16 protein-coding genes are annotated in these 19,830 nt (G+C 58.5%); 9 read left to right on the top strand and 7 right to left on the bottom strand.

Annotation, left to right across the window (positions count from 1 at the left end; genetic code table 11):
• Positions 1-140 precede the first annotated feature (140 nt).
• Together N1F91_RS29620 and N1F91_RS29615 are read right to left on the bottom strand one after the other, a co-directional pair.
• Positions 141-1,178 (bottom strand): IS110 family transposase, encoded by a 1,038-nt coding sequence (locus N1F91_RS29620; protein WP_289997441.1) that lies wholly within the window; start codon positions 1,176-1,178, stop codon positions 141-143.
• 586 nt (positions 1,179-1,764) lie between these two features.
• Entirely contained in the window at positions 1,765-2,268 is a 504-nt protein-coding gene (locus N1F91_RS29615) for a cyclic nucleotide-binding domain-containing protein (RefSeq protein ID WP_289997440.1), read from the bottom strand.
• Between the two features lie 289 nt (positions 2,269-2,557).
• Here N1F91_RS29615 and N1F91_RS29610 point away from each other — a divergent pair, with 289 nt between their 5' ends.
• The 7 genes from N1F91_RS29610 (at position 2,558) to N1F91_RS29580 (ending at position 13,486) form a co-directional block, all read left to right on the top strand.
• Positions 2,558-3,061, top strand: a complete 504-nt coding sequence (locus tag N1F91_RS29610) for a hypothetical protein (RefSeq protein WP_289997439.1) — start codon at positions 2,558-2,560, stop codon at positions 3,059-3,061.
• Between the two features lie 9 nt (positions 3,062-3,070).
• Positions 3,071-5,830: an ABC transporter transmembrane domain-containing protein gene (locus N1F91_RS29605; RefSeq protein ID WP_289997438.1), complete on the top strand. Its 2,760-nt coding sequence runs from the start codon at positions 3,071-3,073 to the stop codon at positions 5,828-5,830.
• Between the two features lie 13 nt (positions 5,831-5,843).
• Positions 5,844-6,317, top strand: coding sequence for a cyclic nucleotide-binding domain-containing protein (locus N1F91_RS29600; RefSeq protein ID WP_289997437.1), 474 nt, complete (start codon positions 5,844-5,846; stop codon positions 6,315-6,317).
• 304 nt (positions 6,318-6,621) lie between these two features.
• Positions 6,622-7,755 (top strand): hypothetical protein, encoded by a 1,134-nt coding sequence (locus N1F91_RS29595; RefSeq protein ID WP_289997436.1) that lies wholly within the window; start codon positions 6,622-6,624, stop codon positions 7,753-7,755.
• Positions 7,752-10,046: an MFS transporter gene (locus N1F91_RS29590; RefSeq protein WP_289997434.1), complete on the top strand. Its 2,295-nt coding sequence runs from the start codon at positions 7,752-7,754 to the stop codon at positions 10,044-10,046. Before N1F91_RS29595 ends, N1F91_RS29590 begins: the two co-directional genes overlap by 4 nt.
• A 1-nt stretch (position 10,047) precedes the next feature.
• A complete protein-coding gene (locus tag N1F91_RS29585; RefSeq protein ID WP_289997433.1) occupies positions 10,048-11,232 on the top strand; it encodes an ABC transporter substrate binding protein in 1,185 nt (394 codons plus the stop codon).
• Positions 11,233-11,359: 127 nt separating this feature from the next.
• On the top strand, positions 11,360-13,486 hold the full coding sequence (locus tag N1F91_RS29580; protein WP_289997432.1) for an adenylate/guanylate cyclase domain-containing protein: 2,127 nt from the start codon (positions 11,360-11,362) through the stop codon (positions 13,484-13,486).
• Positions 13,487-13,755: 269 nt separating this feature from the next.
• On the opposite strand, the gene N1F91_RS29575 is transcribed toward N1F91_RS29580, so the two are convergent.
• From N1F91_RS29575 to N1F91_RS29560, 5 genes are all read right to left on the bottom strand, one after another.
• Entirely contained in the window at positions 13,756-14,262 is a 507-nt protein-coding gene (locus N1F91_RS29575) for a ClbS/DfsB family four-helix bundle protein (RefSeq protein WP_289997430.1), read from the bottom strand.
• A 540-nt stretch (positions 14,263-14,802) separates the two neighbouring features.
• Positions 14,803-15,492, bottom strand: coding sequence for a hypothetical protein (locus N1F91_RS29570; protein WP_289997428.1), 690 nt, complete (start codon positions 15,490-15,492; stop codon positions 14,803-14,805).
• A 148-nt stretch (positions 15,493-15,640) separates the two neighbouring features.
• The gene (locus tag N1F91_RS29565; protein ID WP_289997426.1) at positions 15,641-16,330 is read right to left on the bottom strand and encodes a hypothetical protein; all 690 of its coding nucleotides are present in this window, start codon (positions 16,328-16,330) and stop codon (positions 15,641-15,643) included.
• 206 nt (positions 16,331-16,536) lie between these two features.
• Complete coding sequence (locus N1F91_RS31230) at positions 16,537-17,028, bottom strand: BA14K family protein (RefSeq protein ID WP_354670577.1); 492 nt, start codon at positions 17,026-17,028, stop codon at positions 16,537-16,539.
• A 56-nt stretch (positions 17,029-17,084) separates the two neighbouring features.
• Complete coding sequence (locus tag N1F91_RS29560) at positions 17,085-18,002, bottom strand: LysR family transcriptional regulator (RefSeq protein ID WP_289997424.1); 918 nt, start codon at positions 18,000-18,002, stop codon at positions 17,085-17,087.
• A 125-nt stretch (positions 18,003-18,127) separates the two neighbouring features.
• Here N1F91_RS29560 and N1F91_RS29555 point away from each other — a divergent pair, with 125 nt between their 5' ends.
• Entirely contained in the window at positions 18,128-18,685 is a 558-nt protein-coding gene (locus tag N1F91_RS29555; RefSeq protein ID WP_289997423.1) for a carboxymuconolactone decarboxylase family protein, read from the top strand.
• A 34-nt stretch (positions 18,686-18,719) separates the two neighbouring features.
• Positions 18,720-19,385, top strand: coding sequence for a peroxiredoxin-like family protein (locus tag N1F91_RS29550; protein ID WP_289997421.1), 666 nt, complete (start codon positions 18,720-18,722; stop codon positions 19,383-19,385).
• Positions 19,386-19,830 lie beyond the last annotated feature (445 nt).

The following is a 19,830-nucleotide window of genomic DNA, read 5'->3' as shown; positions in this document are numbered from 1 at the left end:
TCTAGGGATGCGCAGTCGCCTAAGCGCTGCTCCCGTCAAAGCGGCCTGATCGTTCCATCGTCCCGGCAGGGGGACCCTGCGCGAAGAGGCCTGGTGCCGTGCCTGCCTCCTCGAACCCTTGTCTCGTGTACCGACCCTCCTCAAGCGGCTGCAGCGGCCGGGTATCCGGTCGCAGAGAACCGGGTGCCGGTCTTGAGCATCTGATGCAGCACGACGGCGAGCTTGCGCGCGAGCGCTACCCTCGCCTTCTTCATCCCAGCCCGCTTCGCGACGCCCTGCGCCCAGCTCTTCAGCGCCGAGGTCTTCCCTGATCGGGTCAGGATGATGTTCGCCGCCTCGTAGAGGGCGACCCTGACGCCGTGGTCACCCACTTTCGAGATCCGGCCGGTCACGTCCGTCTCCCCCGATTGGTACTTCCTCGGCGTGAGGCCGAAGTGGGCGCCAACCATTCTGGAGGACTTGAACCGATCCGGATCGTCGATCGCCGCAACGAAGGTGAGCGCCGTGAAGGCGCCGACGCCCGGCGTCGACATCAGCGTGCGCACGCGCTCGTCCCGGCGCGACTGGGCGAGAAGACGGTTCTCAATGGCCTTGAACTCCTTCATGATGGCCGCGCGCGCGGCGAGCATGGCCACGGCGACCGTCGTCAGGACCGGGTGGCCGTCGGTGAGTTCACGGACGCGGTCTTCGAAGCTCTTCGGCGTCGTCGGGCCGACCTTGAGGCCGAACCCGCGCAAGATGCCGCGTAGGCTCATCTCGATGTCGATACGCTTGCTCTGCAAGAGCTTGCGGGCGGTCAGCAGAGCCCGGACCTCCTGCGCCGGGACCGACTTGCAGTGTACCGGCCGGAACCAACCCATCCGCATCAGGTGCGCGATGCCGAGCGCGTCCTTTCGGTCCGTCTTAATAGTCATCGCCTTAAAGGCCGAGCGCACGTGACGTGTCTCCAGCAGTTCGACCGGAAGCCCGGCCGCCTCCATCGCCGCATAGAGCCATTGCGAGAGCGGCCCCGCCTCCAGGCCGATCCGCGCCATCGCCGTCCCGTGCTCGGCGAACCAGGCGATCAGCGCCTCCGGCTCGCTCGGGACCTTGGCCTCGCGCACGATGCGTCCCGAGGCGTCCACAACGCACACGCTGGTGCTTTCCAGCGACACGTCCAATCCGGCATACTGTTCCATGGTCGTCCCTCGATGATGCTTGGCGTGCGCGACAGCACGACGCCGGTTGAATGACACCATCAATCTGAAGGACGACCGCCACTCCCGCCAAGCTTCTGGCAGGGAGGGGCTCGACGCCGGCCCGTTACCCCATCTAGCCTGTCTTATTCATGACGGCGTGTTCGCAAGGCTGGCGGATGTAGCATAAGCGGTTGATTTGGCGTAGGATTCGGTTGCTTAGGCCAATCCTGCCGACAACATCGCGCGAGCCACACCCGCCATGACCGACGATACGCTGCTGCCGTTCTCTTTTCCAGCCGTTCGCGCCAAGAAGATCACTGCTGCGTTCGACGGCGGGCGCATCACCTCGGATGGTNTCGGGACCTTGGCCTCGCGCACGATGCGTCCCGAGGCGTCCACAACGCACACGCTGGTGCTTTCCAGCGACACGTCCAATCCGGCATACTGTTCCATGGTCGTCCCTCGATGATGCTTGGCGCGCGCGACAGCACGACGCCGGTTGAATGACACCATCAATCTGAAGGACGACCGCCACTCCCGCCAAGCTTCTGGCAGGGAGGGGCTCGACGCCGGCCCGTTACCCCATCTAGAACATGGTCCCCATGTACATGAGGCTAAAGGATTTCTCTGCCTCTCGCTCTTCATCACTAAGTTTACTCCAGCGCTCCGATTCAGCTGCGTTTGCCCGATTAAAATCGTGGCGCCAGTCGCTGAACAGCCCGCGAAGGCCCCGCCTCTTGGGGTCCAATTTGGAGACCATTTCGTTCATTTGCCGAATTCTTACAACTAAAGTCTTCATAAATTTAGCAGAAATTTCCGGATTATCGTTAATTAGAGCCAGAAAGTTATCATAATGTGAGGCTTCGCATTCCGTATCTGTAACGGCCTTGATGGTTGCAGATCGCGGACCTGGTTCGATTAAACTCATCTCACCAAAAACATCTCCATCCTTAAGACTAGCTACCTTTTTTGCCTTCTTTCCAGTACCGATAATAACGTCGACAGATCCGGTTATGATGACAAACGCGCTATTGCCATCATCACCTTCAGAGAAAATCGTAGAGCCAGCAGGAAAAATCACACGACGCATGTTGATACCATCGTTCTCATAGGGGGGGGGGGGGGGGGGGGGCGGACTGTTCGAAGACGGATAACAGAAGGATTTGGGGCCCCGGCAACGTCTACTACAGGCTCGTAAAGCGCGAAAACGGAATTATCAATTTTTTCTAATTCGGATACCATAACATGTCCATTAGGCGCTGTGATACAATGCACATAAATTGTATCCGTATTGGACCTTTTATTTCCACATATAGATACTCGATGAGATATCGTTTCACACGCTGCGGCTATCTGGGCGGATCTCCCTGGCGGCAGAAATGTCCGAATACATGATTCCGACAGAAGGAGCTCAACCTTGGGCAATCACTGAGGGGCTGGACGCTGCAATGTGGTTCACAGAATGGGCGGGTAACAAAATCGGACGCATCACCATGGAGGGTGAAATAACTGAATTCACTATCCCCACTCCAGGGGCCGTACCCGCCGGGATTGCTTTGGGGTCGGACGGCGCAATGTGGTTTACCCAATTTGGAGCCCACAAGATCGGGCGCATCAGGATGGAAGGCGTCATAACGGAATACGCGACGCCAACCGCTGATTCCGGCCCCCGAGGAATTGCGGCGGGACCGGATGGCGCAATGTGGTTTACTCAATTCAATAAACACAAAATTGGGGGCATAAAAATGGACAGAACAATCAGCAAGTATAATCTGCCGTCGACTAGAGTCGCTCCACAGGGAGTCGCAGAAGGTCCAGATCGTGCAATACGGTTTACTAAGCATGCAGCGAATCGGATCAATTCGATAGGCACCGGCAAATAACATCGATCAGTGGAACGCAACCTACTCAAATTCATCTGGAAGAATTCACGGCTGAAGCAGGTCTGGCTGCTCTTCGTCATCGTCGCGTCGATGCCGTTCTATTTCCTCTCACTCGAGATTCCTAAACAGATCGTCAATGGTCCGATTCAAGGAGGTGGCTTCGACGCGAATGATGAAACGCAGCCCTTCCTGCGACTGTCGCTGCCCTTTGGCGAAGCTATGTTCGGCCGCGAGATCGAATTGTTCGGCGGGCTCCAGCTCGACCGCATCGAGATGCTGGTCGCGCTGTGCCTGCTGTTCATGGCTTTCGTCGTCCTGAACGGCTGGTTCAAGCTTTATACGAACACCTACAAGGGCAAGCTCGGCGAGGAGATACTCCGACAGCTTCGCTACACGCTGCTCGATCGCGTGCTGCGCTACAGGGTGGCCCGTTTCCGCAACTTGAAAGGAGCGGAAGTGGCCTCGGTGATCAAGGACGAGGTGGAGCCGCTCGGCGAATTCGTCGGTGACGCCTATTCGCTGCCGCTGTTCCTCGGCGGCCAGGCCATCACGGGTCTGCTGTTCCTGTTCCTGCAGAGCGTATACTTCGGACTTTTAACGATAGCGATCGTTGCCTTCCAGATATGGCTTATCCCGCGCATGCGCCGCAAGCTGATCCTGCTCGGGCGGCAGCGGCAGCTCCAGGCGCGCAAGCTTGCGGGCCAAGTGGCCGAAACGGTCGACATGGCGCCCGACATCCACGTCAACGACATGTCGAACTACACGCGCGCGCGTCACTTCGGGCTGCTGCAGAATATTCTCGACATCCGTTTCGAGCTCTATCAGCGCAAGTTCACGGTGAAGTACGTCAACAACCTGTTGATGCAGTTCCTGTCGTTCCTGTTCTACCTCCTCGGCGGCTATTTCGTCATCATCGGCCGCCTGGACATCGGCCAACTCGTTGCCGTGATCGCCGCCTACAAGGACCTGCCTGGGCCGATCAAGGGGTTGATCGACTACGACCAGATACGCCTCATGAACGAGGCGCGCTACGAGCAGACGATCGATTCCTTCCGCGACGACGGGCTCATCGCGCCCGAATTGCAGAACATGCCGCAGCAGGCGGTGCCGAGGCTCGAGACCGGCTATGACCTCGATCACGTGAAGCTCGACGACGAAACCGGCCGGACCGTGCTGGAGAATGTTCGCCTCCACGTTAGACTTGGCGATTGGCTCGCCATCGTCACGCAGGGCGACGACGCGGCGCGCGCCGCGGCGAGCGTCTTTGCCGGCGCGCTGGTGCGGCTGGTCCTCCCGACATCGGGCTCCATCCTGCTCGACGGCAAGCCGCTCGACGACCATCCCGAAAGCCTGACCGGCCGGCGCATCGGATACGCCGACAGCAACAACTATTTTCCATCGGGAACCATCAGGGACAACCTGCTGATGGTGTTGAAGAACCGCCCCACCGACGAGAAGCAGCGCGGATCGACGTCCAAGCGGCCCACGACCGGTGGCATGGTGAATCATGTTCCGCCATCGGCCGATGCGGACTGGATCGACTACAAGGATCTTGGTATCGACGACAAGGCGGGTCTCGATGCCCATGTGGCGCGGGTGCTGGATGTCGCGGGGCTGACCCGGCAGATTCAGGATCTAGGCCTGCGCGGCACCGTCGACCCGGCGAAGAACCGCGAATTCTCCGACAAGATCGTCGAGGTGCGGCGTGAGTTCCGCGAGAACGCCGCCTCGCTCGGCGTAGAGGGGATCGTGCAGTCCTTTCACCCGGACCTCTTCAATTCCCAGGCGACGGTCGGCGAAAACCTGCTTTTCGGTACCGCGCTCGATCCGTCCTGGGCGCCGAGCGAATTTCCGCGCAATCCGACGATCCTGGCGATCCTCGAGCGCAACGGCCTGCGGGCGGCGATTCAGGAAATGGGCCAGCGGATCGCCGAGGCGCGGATCGAATTGTTTGGCGACTTGGCGCCCGACTCCAAGATCTTCGAGACCGTGGCCGACGTCACCTATGAGGAGATCGTACGGCTGAAGGAGATCGTCGCAAGGCTGAAGATGGCCGAGCGACAGGAGCCCCAGCGGCAGGAAGTCGCGCCAGAGGGCAAGAAGGGGCCGCAGAAGCTGTCGGATCGAGACGAGGTTTTCCGACTCGCCTTCGACTACTGCGAAGCGCAGAGTCGTTTCGGCGTGCTCGACGCCGAGACCGAAGCGAAGATCCTCGCCGCGCGAAACGACTTGCGACAGGAGATCGCCGGAATGGCGGATGCGCCGGTCTTCTTCCACGATCCCGACCGATACAATCCGACCGCATCCGTGCTCGACAACATCCTGCTTGGCCGTATCTCCTCAACCGTCGCCGACGGGAAGGAAAAGGTGCTGGCGGCGGTCCAGGAACTGGTGGCGCGCACCGGCATCTCGGACGGACTGCTGCATGCCGGCCTGAGCTTCGAAATGGGCAATGGCGGACGGCGGCTTTCCGATCAGCAGCGCCAGAAGCTCCACGTCGCGCGAGCCATACTGAAGAAGCCGGACGTCATCGTCTTCAATGAGGTGCTTGGAGCCATGGATTCCGGCGGACGCCGTGAGATCATGTCGCGGTTGCTTGACGGACCCTTGCCGGACGAGCCGGACTTCCGTCCAGGTTTCGTGGTCGTGCTGCTTGACGACGATCTTGCGGAGCGGTTCGATCGCGTTCTGACGTATTCCAATGGCGCCTTCGTCGAGACGAGGCGCGACGAACCGCAGTCCTCCGAGATGGTGGATGCCGCGAAATGAAGGGACATCTTCATTGAGTACGCTAAAGGACGAGGTCGAGGTTCTGCGCAAGATCCCGCTCTTTGCCGCGATCGATCCCTCGCAGCTCAAGCTTCTCGCCTACGCCTCCGACAAGGTCGAGTACGAAGACGGACAGGTGCTCTTCCTCCAAGGCGACCAGGGCGACGCCGCGTTCATCGTGCTGAGCGGGGTCGCCGACATCGTGTCAGAGACAGGCGGAACCGAGGTGGTCGTGGCACAGTTGCGCGATCATGCACTGGTGGGCGAGATGTCGGTTTTCTGCGATATCCCGCGTTCGGCCACCGTCAGGGCGAATGGGCGGCTCATCGCGCTGAAGATCGGCAAGGGCTATCTGCTGGACCTGATCAAGGAGTTCCCGGAACTGGCGACCCGGATCATTCGCGAACTCGCCTTCCGTCTCGCCAAGACCACCGCTGACCTCGCCGCGAAGGAACGCGCCTCCCTCGCAAGACTGGTGAATCAGTGAGAGAGGGAGAATTTTTTAGTTTTTCTGATCATATAGAGATGCTCGAGCATCAGTTCCAACGACTTCGGGTGGCGGCTTTTTTTCATAGTAACTCGAGGGCGCGTTGCGCAATCGATGCCCTTAACCATTGTAAGACAGTTCCGGGTCGTTCTCGCCGGGCGGACGGCCCGGATTTAGCGTATTTCCCTACTCTTCAGCTGCGCTGCTTATCTGCTACCGTTGAGGGAACCGAAAAAGACAGAATGTAAAAACGGCGAATTATATATAAAAAACCCCCGTTGAGCCGCGGCGAGATCATAAAGAAATGGAATCTTTGAAAAATAAACTTGGGTATTATTTCGATAATTTGCGGATTGGCGTCATCTATAATGGAAACCGGAGTTCTGAAGGTGCAATAATACATACCGTACACAATCCCCGATCGGAAAAATCGTATCAGCCCGTCGCGGAAGACATCGCGCAAGGCCTCAGAAATGTTGGGTTTCGTCACATCCTGACAATCCCTGACGATTTGAACCTGGCTCAACGACTTCGCAGTGAACGCATCAATCTGGCATGGCTGAACACGGCGGGCATCCAGGGTTTGGATGCAGCCGCCCACGCCCCGTCGTTGCTTGAACTGAGCGGCATTCCCTACATCGGCCATAGGCCGCTCAACGTTCTGACGCTTGATAACAAGCATATCTTCAAAGGCTTGTGCACCAGGATGGGGATCCCGACGCCACCCTTTATGGTCTGGGATTGCGCACGGGGATTGCTAAGCCCTGATCGGGAGCCGCGGTTCCGCGAAGCATTCGGCGATTACGCTGGCCCATTTGTGGTGAAGCCGGTAACTGGACGGGCTTCCCTGAACGTTGTCCTCGTGGATAATCTGGGCGGGTTACCCCAGGCCGTGGACGAGGTGCATCGCAAGACACTCAATCAGGTACAGATTGAAACTTACGTCGGCGGTTCCGAGTATTGCGTTTCTGTTTGCGGGCCCACAATCGCACGCGGCGGCCAACTGGAACGGCGGGATGAATTGTTCGTATTTTCGGTCCTGGAACGCGTGCTCGGAAACGACGAAAAGATATTCACGTCGATGGATGTGCGGCCAATTACATCAGACCGTATCAGGCTGCTCGACACGACCGACGGGCCTGTATTCGAGCAGTTATCGCAACTTGCGCGAAAAGTGTATACTGAATTGCAGCTTCGAACCTTGATCCGGCTGGACGTGCGGGCGGATTCCGAAGGCCGGCTCCATGTTCTGGAAGCCAACCCAAAACCAGATCTGAAGCGGCCCGAGGGACCGCGGATCAGCCTTGCCTGTGCCGGGCTGCATCAACATGGAATGCGCTATGAGGATCTGCTTTTGTCACTCATTGCCGACACGTTGTCCCATAATACACACAGGATCGACGGCATGATCGGCCAAATGGAAACTCCCTTTCAATGACGCTGTTGTCAAGACTTGGTCGTGCCCTCAGCATGGCGATGCTGGCGGCCTTCTCGCTCGGGCTGCTCATGTATGTGGGTTGGGGCGATGCCAAGCGTACCCTACCTGGTTTCGAGATCCAGAAAATGACCGCGCAGGGCGAACTCGTCCAGACGACCATGGGCGCTTATCTGCGCGCCGGGCTCCCCCTGGAGCAGTTTCCAGGATTTCGCCAGATATCCGAACCAATTCTCAAATCTGACCCGGATGTAGTTTCTATCGCGGCCTATGCCACGGATGGCCGCCTGGTGTTCAGCGCTGGTAATGGGCCGTTTCCGCGCATCTTGGGGGGGCTGGCCAAGACCGGCTTTGATGTCCGCAATGACGCGGAGTGGCTGCAGGTCGCGCTGCCTCTGAGAAACCGGTTCGAGGAAGTTGGCGAGTTGATCGTTACCATGGCGAAGGAAACGGTGACATACAAAGTATCTTCGGCCTTTCCCCGCTTGATCACGTTCTTTCTGGGCCTGGTTGGGGTCTTTGGTGCTTTCGTGCTCATCATCGCGCCGAGGTCGATCAACAGCAGGATACCATGGATAGGCGGGGCCTATTCGGTGATCTTCGTCATTGCGGCGGTCGCGTTGGTAATCACACTGGTCGGCCTTTATTCTGACGGGGCTCAGTCTAAGGCCAGAGCCCTGGCGAACTCGTTGGCGCAAAGGATCACTCCGGTTGTTAACTACGGGCTGGACCTGGAGGATTTCGTCGGGTTGGACGCAACACTCTCGCAATACCGGAGTATCAACCCGGACATTCAGAACATCGCAGTCATTCTGGATGACAGGATCGTCGTCGATAGCGGTGTGTCCGACATCGGAACGGAATGGCAAACCCGTCCGAACACCTATGAATACCTTGTTTCTGTCGGAGGTTCGGGAAACATTCGCGTGGCGGTTTCGCTGCCGACCGAAATCGTCTTTCGCGAGGTTGTCAGAAGCGCAAAGAACTTCGCGGCGCTGTTTCTCGCATCTGGGCTAATCGCAGGGCTGTTCCTCAGGCTGGCACAGTCGACAGCGCTCCGGGATGGTGATGTAAAATTGCATCGCCTGTTGTTGGTCAGACCGATATTTTTTCTTGCCGTTTTGATCGACAACTTGGCTGCATCCTTCCTGCCTCAACTTCTGGGGCAGGCGGCTGTGGACAGCGGTCTTGGCCAAGGCGCGTCGTCGACGGCGTTCACTGCGTATTTCCTGGCGTTTCTGGTGGTCCTCTTGCCGGTCAACGCATGGGTCGATCGGAAGGGCCCGCGCGGCGCGATCGTACTGGGTGCGTTTTCCGTCGCCTTGGCCAACATTGTAATGGCCGCGACCTTCGATTTTGGCGGACTGGTCCTGGCGCGGGGACTGGCGGGGTTCGGGCAGGGACTTATCTTCATCGGTATCCAGTCCGCGATTATGGCCAATGCCCAGCAAGGACACCTGACCCGGGCAGCGGCCATCGTGGTTTTCGGCTTCAATGGCGGCATGCTCGCCGGGGCGGCTATCGGGTCACTGCTGGTAAACGACATCAACCCGCATGGCGTTTTCTTAGTTGCTGCGGTCACTGCGGTATTATTGGGCGCCTATGCATCATTCGCTGCAAGGTCGCCGGCTCTCAATTCGGGCAATGTGCAAACCTTGGGCAAGATGCTGCGCGATGTTCCGAAGGCGTTCATCAGTTTGGGTTTTCTGCGCGCCTTCCTGCTGATCGGGGCTCCCAGCAAGGCGGTCCTCACTGGAATTGTGATTTTCGCCATACCCCTGGTTCTGAGCAATCTGGGTTGGGCCCCGGAAGATATCGGCCAGGTCATAATGCTCTATTCCGTCGCGGTGCTTGCATCGGCTTTAATATCAGCCCGGATTGTGGATCGGATAGACGGAAGTCGCGGCGCCCTGGTATTCGGCGGGCTGGTCTCTGCGCTGGGTTTGATGCTGATCGGCGCTGGCGAGGTCTGGGGGCTCGGCGACGTCGAACAAGTCTGGACAGTCATCGTGGGGATCGTTTTTCTGGGTTTTGCACATGGCTGTATCAATGCGCCCATCATTACCTATGTCGGAGCGTCCACTGCGGCTGAAATGCTCGGCAAGACTACTGCCGCCTCGCTCTATCGTGTGGTAGAACGTTCGGGGCATGTATTGGGGCCCATCGTCGTCGGCCAGCTTTTATTATCGATGAATGGCGGGATGGTCATGATCTCGACCGCAATTTTCGTTCTCATATCCACTTTGTTGTTCTCCCTGCCAGTAGGGGTGACGCGCAAGACCGAGGGAACATAGGATGAGATGGTTTTTGGCAAGCCTTCTTTCATGGTTGCTGTTCCTGTGGCCTGCTTGGGCGTCTTCCACCCATGAAGCCTTGGAACGTGTTTCCGATTGGTTCAGCGTGCATGGTGACGTTTTACAATCCTGGCAGTTATCTGTTCCGGATGACAAAGACGATCAGCGTGTTGTCGCGGTACCGAAGGATCCTGTGACGGGACCGAGTTACAAGGTAATGGTCATATATCCGCGAAAATCTTCGGCCTATGACTTGGCGATCACAACGATCCTGCAACACTTCTATAGCAAGTCCATCAATGTCGAATTCGTCGTTGCCAATTTTGGTAATGATCCGGGCAAGGGCGCCCAACTGATCACCGAAGCGCAACGGAACCAGTATTCACTGATCTTTGCCATGGGCTCAGAAACGGTCGACTGGCTGCATTCGACCCATCGGGACATCCGGACGCCGGTCGTCACGGTTTGTGCCAAGGATCCCGTCCAACTGAACCAGATGCCCGGCTACGATATTGGGAGCGGCACGAACTTCGCGTTCACGTCCTTGAACCTGAGGCTCGATGTCCAAGTGGAATACCTGCGAGAACTGATTCCGAATCTCAAGAATATCGGGATTATGGTCGACATGAACAATTTCAGCGCGGTTGAGACACAAGCCAAACCGCTCGAAGATGCCGCACGGAAATTGGGAATGAACGCCTTCAGGATCGCGGTCACGCAGGCCGACAAGGCCCGCCAGCAACTCGAGATGTTGCTGCCCCCAGTGGTCGAGGAGATGCGGCTTAACGATCCTGATCTGACCGACAGCATACTCTGGATTACCGGATCCACCAGCGTTTTCAGGGAAATCGAAACGATATCGGAACTTAACCAGGGCGTTCCCGTCCTCGCTGCGGTTCCGGAGGTGGTGCAGTCCGGACTTGGGAGTGCAGTACTTTCGATTGGCGTCAGTTTTCAGTCGAATGCCCAGCTTGCGGCGTTTTACGGAACCGAAATCCTGAACGGAAATGTATTGCCGGGCGAGTTGCCGGTTGGAGTTATTTCACCTCCGGATATTGCTATCAACTTCCGTCGCGCCCGTGCGGACGGGCTCAAGATTCCCTTTTCGTTCTTCGAGGCGTCCAGCTTTGTCTATGACGCGGAAGGCAAACCGGTGCGTGTCAGGGGCCAGGATATTAAGTACTAGTGGTTTCAATTTCCCCCGTATCAGAGCGATTTCAAGAATGAAAAGCGGATCACGTCCCCTTCGGAAGAACGGGCGCGGAGCTGCCGATGTGGGCGGCGGACCATGCGGTTTGATTGGACGGTGAAAGATGCGCATCTCGCTTAAGTTCGGGCTTGTTTTGATGTCGCTACTGACTGTCGCGTTGACGGTTGCAGCGGTTCACCTGCCCTGGCATTTCTTCAGTCGCGAAAACGTTGCTGAAGTCGTCAGACAACTCAATAGCGAGATTGTTTCCGGAATAAATCGAGAAGTCGAAAACCTATTCGAAAGCGCTATCGCAGCTCAGGATATGATCCATGAAACATTGTATGAAGGCGTGATCAACATAGAAGAAAAGCCCAGCCGTGATCGGTTCTTTTTGGCGGTGTTGAACGCGAATCCAAATTTTTCATGGGTCAGTTTCGGCAAGCCAAATGGTGATTTTTATGGTGTTCAGCGACGTGACAGTGTAAACCTACGTGTTGTTGAAAGTATTTGGTCGGCCGAACGTAACGAGGCTCGGCGCGAAGAACAGTATCTTGTCGACGATGGCGAACGGATCAGCAGGACCGTTACAAAGGTAAAGATGAATGATTATTATACACCTAACCGGTCTTGGTACGAGCGTGCGATCCTCACGCCGGGAACAAACATCTGGACAGACATATACATTTTCGCAAATAGCCAGAAGGCAGGGTTGAATACCGCAGTCACGCTGATGAGCCGGGGAGAGGATGGTGGCAATGAAGTGCTTACCGGTGTAATCTCGATAGCGATCGAGTTGGAAGGCATTTCGCGCTATCTCGCGGGGCTGACCTCGGTCCGTTCGGGTGCTGCTTTCATAATCGACCGCGAAGGAAGGCTGATTGCCGTTAAGGAATCCGGTGAATTTCTCCAACCCGTTCCGTCCCCGGAGAAACTGGACCTGCCGCTGTTGAAGGACATCGGTGATCCCATGCTCGAATTGGCGGACCTTGGGTTGGAACAATCTAGCCTAAAACTTCAGGACGTGTCGGGCACCCGCGAAGTTATGGTAAAAGGAGAAAATGGCGATCTATACTTCCTGACTTTGGCGCCCGCCATGCGGCAGGATTGGCTGATCGGTACAATCATACCGGAACGGGACTTTCTATTAAAAATATACAAAAACTACTACAATCTTGCAATTGCTGTGAGCCTGGCGGTGTTCGTGGTCGGGTTAATCGTGACGATAGCGGCGCGCATTTTCCTTGTCCGCCCGATGAAGCAACTGGTTAGCGAGACACGAAAGATCGCGCAATTCGATTTGGATGGCGTTCACCGTGTGCGCAGTTCTATCTTCGAGTTGGATGAACTGTCCGTCGCAATCGAACAAATGAGTCGCGGTCTGGGATCTTTCAGACGATATCTTCCGGCCGATCTGGTTCACATGCTTGTAAAAGAGGGCGTTGTTGCCGAACTCGGCGGTGAACGACGCCAGATGAGCATTATGTTCATGGATCTGGAGGGGTTCACGGGCCTTTCCGAGAGAATGGGGCATCGTGTCTTACCCATTCTAGGTGAATATTTTGGTGCCATGACAAGCGTGATCCAGGTCAACCGTGGGACTGTCGACAAGTTCATCGGCGACGCGGTGATGGCTTTTTGGGGGGCGCCCCATTTCGAGGAAGAACATCCGACCCTCGTCTGCCGTGCTGCTCTTGAATGCGCGGCCCGTATGCAAGACCTGCGCCGTGAATGGGCCAGCCGCGGGTTGCCGGAACTGAAAGTCCGGATTGGCGTAAATTCGGGGCGCGTACTGGTAGGAAACATCGGCAGCGAGGACAGGCTGAATTACTCGGTCATCGGCGATCCGGTGAACCTGGCCGCGCGGCTCGAAGGGATCAATCGTGATTTCGGGACCACCGTGATTATCAGTCAGCACACCTATGAGGCGGCCAAATACGATGTCGTGGCCCGACGTCTGGATGCCGTGAAGATTAAGGGAAAGAAGCAGATGGTCGAAGTTTACGAACTTCTTGCCATGCAGGACGATTCGGGTAGCATTGATGGCTTTGAATGGATTCCGGTGTTCGAACGGGGCCTCGATCTGTTCTTCGGCGGTCGGTACGAAGACGCGGCGGTTGATTTCAAAAAGGTTATAGAAATGCGCGGCGGTGACAGGCCCTCCGAACTGTTTCTTGAACGTGTATACGCCCATGGCCCCCGCGGGGCCGCGAAGCTGCTGCTGGGCGCTCCCGAGACGATTGCACCGTAGTCCACATGTTCGCCTGAGGCCCGCCGAACCGCACACCATCACTACAATCGGGATGCGCGAATGGGCGCATGTCGGTCAAACTTAAAGACCACTGGTATAAAAGGCCTTAAAAGCAATGGGTGGGGAGCGGAGAAGGTTCGACGTCAGGTCCGTTCCCTCCGCCATTTCCTGCCGATTGGACGCTATGGCGCGATAGCTACGCGACCGCCGCCGATCACAGGATCGTCGATCAGGGCTTATCGATAGTACTGCCAGCAACAACCGTAGTTTCAGCCTTGCGCCTTCTGCCACGCTCGAATCCGGGCTCGAGCATTGGCGTAAGCGGAGGAGGTATTGAACTGGATCATGCGACCCTTGGTCCATTGCCCGTTCCAGGCGACGCCATAGAGTTCCTGATCTGATCGGGTCGTGATCGTGGCGATCAGTCCTGCCATCGCGTCCTTGAGACGGACGAGCAGTTCTTGCCAGTTGAGTGTGCTGTAATCGGCGTAGAATTTCTGAGCCAGCAGGCCGAGCTGATTCCATTTGAAGCCGGCCTCGGGAAAATCAACCGGTTCACCCCGGTCGTCGCGATCCAGCCATTTCAGAACCAGCTCGTTCCATCCGATCAGATAGGCCACCAGATCGGCCGGGCTCATGGCGGTTCCGTCGGCATGGCCGTTCATCGTGGCCTCACGTGCGCGGTTTGGCTGAACCTTCGCTAAATCCGCCATCAGATTCTCGAACGTCGTGGTCATGGCAGCCAGCAATTCCGCCTTGGAGGATGGAACAGCCATGTGTTTCCTTCTTTTGTCAGCATCGATCTTTGAAAAGATCCGGCTCTTGTCATTTATCGCCAGATCCCACCGTTGCTCAGAACGATGCCAGGATGCGGCACTAGAGGGCTATGGCGTAGACGTAGTGCTCATCTTCGTCGGGCGTGGCCCGCCACTGCCTCGCACAACAAATTGAAATAGCTGCTTTTTTCTGCGAATCCGCCTGGCTGGCCTCTTGGTCTCCCTATCGGCTACCTTAGTTGCGCCCGGTCGGCGGCGAGTGTCGCTTCTTGCCGAGTAGCCGGAGGCCGGCATACGCACGAAAAAGCGCGGCGGCCCCACACATCTGGTCGTGACGGCAGCTCCAATTGCTCGTGGACGCTTGTTCAACTTCGCTGCGATAGCGAGGGCGGAGCTAAAGCCCTCCTGAAGTCTCTTCGGGATCGAAGCTGTGGTCTCCTGACCCCTCACCGCCGAGGCCCGAAATTCCTTCGCCATATCCGCGATTGTAAGCATCCATCGACAGTATTGCGAGGAAGAGGTCTTTCGATATCGACATTGCTACTTCTCCGCGTCGAAATTGCTAGCGCTCAACGAATTGGCAACCCTATTCTCGGCTTTGATATTTCCGTATCTCTGCCCATCAAGCCTCTGGCCATAGTAGTTGCTCAGCCATGGCAGTAACCCGTCGATTCTTCCCCGGGTCACAGCCTCCCCGGTCAATTCAAGCGTAATACTCCTGAGCGCCACTCCAGATCCAAAGGTCGCTGCGAGATCGGCGGGGTCGACTTCTCGTGCGGTCGTGGGATCGTTGATATCGTCGAACGTCACCAGGCGTGGAAATCGTTCTCGCGGAACTTCGCGAATACCTCGCATATCCTCAAGTCTCCTCGCCCGCTCGAACGTGTCTGGAGCCGGCTCCGGGAAGAACAGCACCAACGCCAACTCCGCCTCGCGATTGCCATGCAACACTGCGAAGAGGTACTTTCCCGGCGCTACTTCAACGAAAGAAGCCTCGCCTCGAGCGCTGGTGCCCATTCCGCCTCGGCCTTCGCCTGGCAACCACTTCGGTCCGCGGCCTGCCCTGACTGCAATCACGCTTCCACCGCTGACGAAGCCACGCGGCGTATCGACTTCGAGGACGAGACGCTGATGCCAGGTCCAGCTGCCGAAACCGAGTGCATCACAACCCGAAAGACCGGGTGCCAATGCTATTGCAGCGGCGGCGCAAATGGCGTGGATGAAGCGCATCAGGCGTTACCTCTGTTGACGCGCGTCGGATTATTGCAGCGTCGATCGCGATCGACCTGGCCGAGGCCCGAAATTCCTTCGCCATATCCGCGATTGTAAGCATCCATCGAAAATATGGAGAGGAAGAGGTCTTTGGATATCGACATTGCTACTTCTCCGTGTCGAAACTGCCGGCGCCCAACGAGTTGGCAACCCTATTTTCGGCTCTGACTGTTTCGAATCTCCGCCCATCAAACTTCCGGCCATAGTAGTTGCTCAGCCATGGCAGTAACCGGTCGATTCTTCCCCTGGTCACAGCCTCGCCGGTCAGTTCAAGCGTAATACCCCTGAGCGCCACTCCAGATCCAAAGGTCGCTGCGAGATCAGCCGGGTCGACTTCTCGTGCAGTCGTGGGATCGTTGATATCGTCGAACGTAACCAGGCGTGGAAGTCGCTCCCGCGGAACTTCGCGAATTCCGCGCATATCCTCAAGTCTCCTCGCCCGTTCGAACGTGTCTGGAGCCGGCTCCGGGAAGAACAACACCAACGCCAACTCTGCCTCGCGACTGCCATCCAACAATGCGAAGAGGTACTTTCCCGGCGCTACTTCAACGAAAGAAGCCTCGCCTCGAACGCTGGTGCCCATCCCGCCTCGGCCTTCGCCTGGCAACCACTTTGGTCCGCGGCCTGCCCTGACTGCAATCACGCTGCCACCGCTGACGAAGCCACGCGGCGTATCGACTTCGAGGACGAGACGCTGATGCCAGGTCCAACTGCCGAAACCGAGTGCATCACAACCCGAAAGACCGGGTACCAATGCTATGGCAGCGGCGGCGCAAATGGCGTGGATGAAGCGCATCAGGCGTTACCTCTGTTGACGCGCGAGGGTTTGTTGCAGCGTCGAACTAGAACGACACCGCCGAGATCGAGCGTGACCATATCAACAGGCTCCGGTTCAGATGATGCCGCGGTGTACTGTGACTCAACTGGCCGACAGCCCGTGATCGTCCGCTGGAGCAAACTCTGCAGCGTGGTACATCGGTGCCGCGCCTGGTCCCGGGGGCCTCACGCCGCAAGCTCATCAGACCGGACATATCTCTGGTCCTGCCCGAAAGCAGCGTCGATGGCACGACCTGAATTTGACAAACGACATTGCTCACGGGGCTCCCGCGCTGATCCAATTGTCTTGTTCATGTGGCCGCGGTTCACCTTGGCCTGCCCCGCAAGATGGATGGCATATAGCCTTGAGCTTGTGAAGCAGAGATAACAATCACGAGTTGATTTTCGACAGCTGAGCTGCGTTCGCTCTGCCGGCCGTCGGCCACACCGGCTACGCCCGCTGCAGGGCGTATAGCTGTTGCTATCCATCCGATACGACCGATACCGGTTCAGGCACAACTGGACGTGAGCGGCAAGCTTCGGCGTCCCGATCGAAGGCGCTGGTTCGGCATCAGCCTCGCTTGCGAGCGATGCCGTCCGGATGCCGCTTCTGCGGGTGTGGGTGAGGGTATGGAGGACCCTCTGGCCGCCACCCCCACGGCACTCCCGTTGCCGCATCGGAGCAATCACAACCTGCGGATCGGCAAGGGAGCGCATCGCCCTTGCTGCGGCAGTCACACGTCTCCGATCCGCAACCGCGGATCGAGGTCGAACTCGGCGGCGAAGAAATCGATCGCGGCGCGGACCTTCGGGGCGAGGAAGCGTCGGGTGGGGTAGATGGCGCTGATCGGTTGCGGCGGTGGTTCGAAGTCGCGCAGCAGGACGGCGAGACGTCCGCTTTCGATCTCTCCGTCGACGAAATGCCAGAGCGGGACGTAGCCGATGCCCAGCCCTTCCAGCACCGCCGCACGCACGGCCTCGGTGTTGTTCACATGGATCGGACCCGAGACCGGCACGGTCACGTCGCCGGCCGACGCCGAGAAGGTCCAGGAGGCCCCTGTGAGCAGCCGGTCGTAGACGATGCAGTGGTGGGCAGCGAGGTCCTCGGGCCGCGCCGGGGTTCCATGCTTCGCGAGATAGCCCGGTGTCGCCACGACGACGCGGCGGGTGGTACCGATCCGCCGGGCGACGATCGAGCCGTCCCTGCTTTCGCCGACCCGGATCGCCAGGTCGATGCCCTCTTCCACGAGGTCGGTGAACCCGTCCGTCATGTGCAGGGCGATCTCCACCTCGGGATAGCGCGCCCGGAACTTCGGCAGGCGCGGAATGACGTGCAGCCGCCCGAACACACCGGCACAGGCGAGCCGGAGAACGCCGGTCGGCTTTCCTTTCCTGCGCCCGACGGCACTCTCGGCCTCCGCCGCAGCTTCCAGCGTCCGGCGGGCATGGGCGTAGAAGATCCGGCCATCATCGGTCAGCGTGAGCACGCGCGTGGTCCGCTGCAGCAGGACGCAACCGAGATGGTCCTCCAGAACCGCAATCTGCCGCGAGACCGTTGGCTGGGATGTGTTCAGATCCCGCGCGACGGCCGTGAACGACCCGGCTTCGACGGTCCGGACGAAGGTGCGGAACAGGCCGAGAATGTCGCTCATTCATGCATTTTGCAAATAAATAAGATCAGAACAAGCCAAGTTATCCGGGGATCGTGAATGAGGCATCTCTGGCGGCACGGACGACGGGATGAACCTCGCCCGCTTCGCTTCAAGGAGAGACACCCATGACCATGATCAACGTACCGGCCCGCGAAGACGTGTCGCCCGCCAACCAGGCGATCTTCGACCAGTTGAAGGGCAAGCTCGGAATAGTGCCGAACCTCTACGCCACGCTCGCCCATTCCGAGCACGCGCTCGCCAGCTACCTCGCCTTCCAGGATGCCCGTTCGTCGATCAACGGCAAGGCCCGCGAGGTGGTCAACCTCGTGGTCAGCCAGGTGAACGACTGCGAGTACTGCCTTGCCGCGCACACGGTCATCGGCGGCATGGTCGGCTTCACACCCGAACAGATCCTCGATATCCGCAGTGGCCGCGCCTCCTTCGACAGGAGACTCGACGCGCTGGCGCGCCTGACCAGGAACATCGCCGCAAACCGCGGCCACGCCGACGAGGGTCTCCTCGCGGCCTTCTTCGATGCCGGCTGGACGAAGGAGAACCTCGTCGACGCGATCGTGGCGATCGGCGACAAGACCGTCACGAACTACCTGCACGGCACCACCCGCGTGCCGGTCGATTTCCCCGCCGCGCCCGCGTTGCCGGACCGGCTTGCGGCGGCCGAGTGAACCAGGTTTCGGGCAACTGCAGAATGACATTGCCATGACCCTCCAGTCCGAACTCGACGTCTTCCGCGCCGGCTGGGAAAGCCGCGTGGGGGAGACCATCGCCCGCCAGATCGCAGGTGACATCGAAGACCTGCGCGCGACCGGCATTCTCGACCGCACCGCCCGGGCGGGCGACATCCTGCCCGCGGCCACCAACCTGGTCGATCAGCATCGTGCCGCCTTCGATCTCGCGGCGCTCGTCGCGGGGAAGCCGGTGATCATCACCTTCTACCGCGGCGGGTGGTGCCCCTATTGCAACCTCGAACTCCGGGCCTACCAGGCGGTGCTGGCCGATATCCACGCTGCCGGCGCCGAGCTCGTGGCGGTAACGCCCGAGCTTCCCGACCATGCGCTGACCACGGCCGAAAAGAACGACCTGTCCTTCGCCGTCCTCTCGGACGTCGGCGGAGAGTTCTCTGCCGCGCTGGGCATCCGCTTCTCTCTGTCGGATGCGGTGCGTCCTTTCTACGAGAAGGCGGGCCATGCGCTGCCCCGGCGGAACGGCGATGGGACGTGGGCACTGCCGATGCCCGCGACCTTCGTCGTCGCCAGGGGCGGGGCCGTCGCGGCGGCTTTCGTGGAGCCCGACTATCGCCGCCGGCTCGATCCGCAGCAGGCGCTGGATGAGCTGAAGGCGATCCGGGCTACAGCCGCGGCCTGAACCGGCTCGGGCGGAGACGGCGCCACTTCTCCGCCCGCCAGCACCATCGAAGTCGGCCTCCGCCTGGCTAAGGCCGCGTCTGCCTGGAACCGGTAGTGCTGACCTTTAGAAGAAGCATTGCGTCGCAAAACATCTTGAAGGAGCGCGCATATTTCTATTGTAGTCAAAGGACGAAAATGTAAGCATAACTGAGAGCGGAGGGTATGATATAGGCATGCATCGACATGAACGATGCGAAGAGTTGAGCGGGTCGAGTGCCTCGTTTCATTTCGGGGCGGCCGAAACCGTAACCTGGAGAACGAGTGCTTTGCGATTACTCGCTAACCCGTCTTATTCACGACGGCGTGTTCGCAAGGCTGGCGGATGTAGCATAAGCGGTTGATTTGGCGTAGGATTCGGTTGCTTAGGCCAATCCTGCCGACAACATCGCGCGAGCCACACCCGC

Origin of the sequence: Aquibium sp. ELW1220, assembly GCF_030398385.1 — a bacterium.
Lineage (GTDB): Bacteria > Pseudomonadota > Alphaproteobacteria > Rhizobiales > Rhizobiaceae > Aquibium.
The sequence above is the reverse complement of the archived record's forward strand: the minus strand, read 5'-3'. Positions and strand labels throughout refer to the sequence as shown.